The organism is Limnohabitans sp. (assembly GCF_044373035.1).
Classification (GTDB): Bacteria; Pseudomonadota; Gammaproteobacteria; order Burkholderiales; family Burkholderiaceae_C; genus Limnohabitans_A.
Window position 1 is genome coordinate 1 of the sequence record NZ_JBILQU010000161.1, and the last position, 4,090, is coordinate 4,090.

The following is a 4,090-nucleotide window of genomic DNA, read 5'->3' on the forward strand; positions in this document are numbered from 1 at the left end:
CGGGCTTGCTCGATGCCGTGCTTGAAGCTGCTGCCAGCAAACCCCTGTTTGGCGTGTGCGTCGGCATGCAAATGCTGCTGGACCACAGCGACGAAGGCCACACGCCGGGCCTGGGCTTGATCCCCGGCCGCGTGGTCAAGTTCGAGCTGGCGGGGCAAACTCAGCCCGATGGCACCCGTTACAAAGTGCCGCAGATGGGCTGGAACCAAGTTTGGCAAGCCACGCCTGCCCACCCGCTGTGGCAAGGCATTGACGACGGCAGCTGGTATTATTTTGTGCACAGCTTCTACACCAAGGTGTCCGACCCGGCGCACGGTGCAGCCGAAACCGATTACGGCGGCCGCTTTGCCTGCGCCATTGCCCGTGACAATATTTTTGCCACCCAGTTTCACCCCGAAAAAAGCGCGGCCCAGGGCCTGGCCTTGTTCCGCAATTTCCTCCACTGGCAGCCTTGAGAAGTTTTCACTGCCGCTTCTTTTTCTCTACTGGTTGTTAACTCGCCATGATTCTGATCCCCGCCATTGACCTCAAAGACGGCCACTGCGTTCGCCTCAAACAGGGCGATATGGACCAAGCCACGACCTTTGGGGAAGACCCTGCCGCCATGGCCCGCACCTGGCTCGAAAAAGGCGCACGCCGCTTGCACCTGGTGGATCTGAACGGCGCCTTCGCCGGCAAGCCGCAAAACTTTGGCGCCATCAAGTCCATCCTCAAGGCTGTGGGCGACGACATCCCGGTGCAGCTGGGTGGCGGCATCCGCGATCTGGACACGATCGAAAAATACATCGACAGCGGTCTGCGCTACGTCATCATTGGCACCGCAGCCGTCAAGAACCCCGGCTTCTTGAAAGACGCCTGCACCGCCTTTGGCGGCCACATCATCGTCGGTCTAGACGCCAAAGACGGCAAAGTCGCCACCGACGGCTGGAGCAAGCTCACCGGCCACGAAGTGGTGGACCTGGCCAAGAAGTTCGAAGACTGGGGTGTCGAGTCCATCATCTACACCGACATTGGCCGCGACGGCATGCTGAGCGGCATCAACATCGACGCCACCGTCAAGCTGGCGCAAGCGCTGACCATCCCCGTGATCGCCTCGGGCGGCCTGTCCAACATGGCCGACATCGAGCAGCTGTGCGCAGTGGAGGACGAAGGCGTTGAAGGCGTGATCTGTGGCCGTGCGGTGTATTCTGGCGACCTCGACTTCGCGCTGGCGCAGCAACGCGCCGACGAACTCAACGGTTGAACCCCATGACTGCGCAGGCCACGGGCCGCGAGACCACCTTCTCGGGCCTGCCCGCCGTCGAGCTGGCCTTGCCCCAGGGGGACACGCTGCGGGTCACGCTGCACGGCGCGCAGGTGCTGTCTTGGGTGTCGGGCGGCCAAGAGCGCCTGTACCTCAGCCCCCAAAGCACCATGGACGGGCAAGCCGCCATCCGCGGTGGCGTGCCGGTGTGCTTTCCGCAGTTCAACCAACGCGGCCCGCACGCTGACAGCCTGCCCAAACACGGTTTTGCGCGCAACCTGCCTTGGCAGGCCGATGCGCCCGAACTGGGTGCCGAGCATGCCCGCCTCACGCTGCGCCTGAAGGGCAACGCCCAAACACGCGCCTGGTGGCCTCAAGCCTTTGCCTTGGCGCTGCACATCGACCTGAGCCCGGGTGCCTTGCAACTGACGCTGGACGTGCACAACACTGACGATCAGCCGCTGGCGTTTTCTGGCGCACTGCACACCTATTTGGCCGTGCCCGACGTGACGCAGGCCACGCTTCAGGGTCTGGGCGGTCTGCCCGAATGGGATTCACTCACCGACACCCATGCGCCTGCTGCCGACACGATCCGTTTTGCCTCCGAGTTTGACCGCGTGTACGAAGCCGGGCCACAGCCCATGACGCTGAACGATACCCTGCACATCAGCCAAAGCGCCAGCTGGGCCCACACCGTGGTCTGGAACCCCGCACAAGCCCTGTGCCAAGGCCTGGCCGACATGCCCGAAGACGGTTGGCGGCACATGCTCTGCGTCGAAGCTGCTCAAGTGTTTGACCCCATCCACTTGCCCGCAGGCGAGCGCTGGGAAGGCTGGCAGCAGCTGACCGTGACAACCCCTTGATTTGAAAAGAGCCCCCACATGCTGGCCAAACGCATCATTCCCTGCCTTGACGTGACCGGTGGTCGTGTGGTCAAGGGCGTCAACTTTGTCGAACTGCGCGACGCCGGCGACCCGGTTGAAATCGCCGCACGCTACAACGAGCAGGGCGCCGACGAACTCACCTTCCTCGACATCACCGCCACCAGCGACGGCCGCGACGTGATCCTGCACATCATCGAAGCCGTGGCCAGCCAGGTCTTCATTCCGCTCACCGTGGGCGGTGGCGTGCGCACGGTGGAAGACGTGCGCCGATTGCTCAACGCGGGTGCTGACAAAACCAGCTTCAACTCGGCGGCCATTGCCAACCCGCAAGTCATCCGCGAGGCGTCTGCCAAATATGGCGCGCAGTGCATCGTGGTCGCCATCGACGCCAAGCGCCGCAGCGCAGAGGACGAACAGCGCATCGGCACGAATGGTCTGCCCATAGGCCCCGGCTGGGACGTTTACAGCCACGGCGGCCGCAAAAACGTGGGCCTGGACGCGGTGGCCTGGGCCCAGCAAATGGCCGCCTACGGCGCAGGCGAAATTTTGCTGACCAGCATGGACCGCGACGGCACCAAAAGCGGTTTTGACCTGCAACTCACCCGCGCCGTGAGCGACGCCGTGAGCGTGCCCGTGATCGCGTCTGGCGGCGTGGGCAACCTTGACCACCTGGCCGATGGCGTGAGCATCGGCGGGGCGGATGCGGTGCTGGCGGCGAGCATCTTTCACTATGGTGAATACACGGTGGGGCAAGCCAAAGCGCGCATGCGGGAGCGGGGCATTGCGGTGCGGATTTGACGCGTTGACGAATCGGCCTAGACGCTGAGCAAAGCATCCAAAGGGCTGGCTGTGCCACCCGTGGCCACCTTCAGCACATGGGTGTAAATCATCGTTGTCGAGACGTCAGAATGACCCAGCAACTCTTGCACCGTACGAATGTCGGTGCCCGACTGCAGCAAATGCGTGGCAAACGAGTGGCGCAGCGTGTGAACGGATACGGGTTTGACAATGCCCGCAGCCGCCACGGCCTTTTTTAAGGCGCGTTGCAAGCGCTCTTCATACAAGTGGTGGCGGCGCTCCACGCCACTGCGAGGGTCAACCGACAGCGTCGGCGAAGGAAACATCCAAAACCAGCCCCATGTATCACCCACCTTGGGGTATTTGCTAGCCAAAGCGTGGGGCACCTCCACACCACCCCGTTGCACCTGCCGGTCCGCCTCCCATTGCGCCCGAGCCGCCAACAGTTGCAAACGCAAGGCCGGTGCCAGCGAGCGGGGCAGCATCACCACGCGGTCTTTGGACCCTTTGGCCTCGCGCACGATGATGGCCTGACGCTCAAAATCCACGTCTTTTATCCGCAAGCGCATGCCCTCCATCAGCCGCATGCCCGTGCCATACAGCAGCCGAGCCAGCAGCGCAGTCACTCCGTCCATCTGTGCCAAAAGACCAGCCACTTCGTCTTTGGTCAGCACCGACGGAATGCGCTTGGTCTGCTGAGGTCGACCAATGTTGTTGAGCCAAGGTAAATCAATGCCCAGCACCTCCCGGTACAAAAACAGCAGAGCACTGAGCGCTTGGTTGTGAGTGGAGGCCGATACCTTGCGCTCATTGGCCAGCATGGACAAAAAAGCTTCGACATCGGCCACAACCAACTCGCGCGGGTGACGCATGCCGCCTGACTGCGTAGCGCTCCAGCGAATAAAAAAACGAATCCAATAGAGATAAGCTTTCTCGGTTTTGAGGCTATAATGCATATACCTAACCCGCTCGCGCACCTGATCAAGCAAGCGGGTGGACTGCAAGGAAGGAGCACCGGGTTTCATGGCAAATTTATACCTGTACAAAACCACAGTATATGAACCTGTAAGCCAAGGCGCAAGCGGCTTGCAGCCAATTTCTCTGAAAGATGTATCGACACGGCCCGGATGTATCAACCGTGTTTTGCGGTCTACATTACGTTAGG

At 61.7% G+C, this 4,090-nt stretch carries 5 protein-coding genes; 4 read left to right on the forward strand and 1 reads right to left on the reverse strand.

Annotated elements, in window-relative coordinates; translation table 11 throughout:
* The 4 genes from hisH to hisF form a co-directional block, all read left to right on the forward strand.
* On the forward strand, window positions 1-455 hold a 455-nt coding region (gene hisH, locus ACIQ47_RS14960; RefSeq protein ID WP_396438853.1), incomplete at its 5' end, for an imidazole glycerol phosphate synthase subunit HisH.
* A gap of 47 nt (window positions 456-502) precedes the next feature.
* Entirely contained in the window at window positions 503-1,243 is a 741-nt protein-coding gene (gene hisA / locus ACIQ47_RS14965; RefSeq protein WP_108332550.1) for a 1-(5-phosphoribosyl)-5-[(5-phosphoribosylamino)methylideneamino]imidazole-4-carboxamide isomerase, read from the forward strand.
* Window positions 1,244-1,248: 5 nt separating this feature from the next.
* The gene (locus tag ACIQ47_RS14970; protein WP_296292857.1) at window positions 1,249-2,106 is read left to right on the forward strand and encodes a D-hexose-6-phosphate mutarotase; all 858 of its coding nucleotides are present in this window, start codon (window positions 1,249-1,251) and stop codon (window positions 2,104-2,106) included.
* An 18-nt stretch (window positions 2,107-2,124) separates the two neighbouring features.
* A complete protein-coding gene (gene hisF, locus ACIQ47_RS14975; RefSeq protein ID WP_396428633.1) occupies window positions 2,125-2,925 on the forward strand; it encodes an imidazole glycerol phosphate synthase subunit HisF in 801 nt (266 codons plus the stop codon).
* Between the two features lie 17 nt (window positions 2,926-2,942).
* On the opposite strand, the gene ACIQ47_RS14980 is transcribed toward hisF, so the two are convergent.
* Entirely contained in the window at window positions 2,943-3,950 is a 1,008-nt protein-coding gene (locus tag ACIQ47_RS14980; RefSeq protein WP_396438854.1) for an integron integrase, read from the reverse strand.
* Window positions 3,951-4,090: the final 140 nt, after the last annotated feature.

Bases quoted from the DNA above. Each gene is read 5' to 3' on its own strand.
- hisA (WP_108332550.1), top strand. From the start codon at position 503: ATGATTCTGATCCCCGCCATTGACCTCAAAGACGGCCACTGCGTTCGC.
- ACIQ47_RS14970 (WP_296292857.1), top strand. From the start codon at position 1,249: ATGACTGCGCAGGCCACGGGCCGCGAGACCACCTTCTCGGGCCTGCCC.
- hisF (WP_396428633.1), top strand. From the start codon at position 2,125: ATGCTGGCCAAACGCATCATTCCCTGCCTTGACGTGACCGGTGGTCGT.
- ACIQ47_RS14980 (WP_396438854.1), bottom strand. From the start codon at position 3,950: ATGAAACCCGGTGCTCCTTCCTTGCAGTCCACCCGCTTGCTTGATCAG.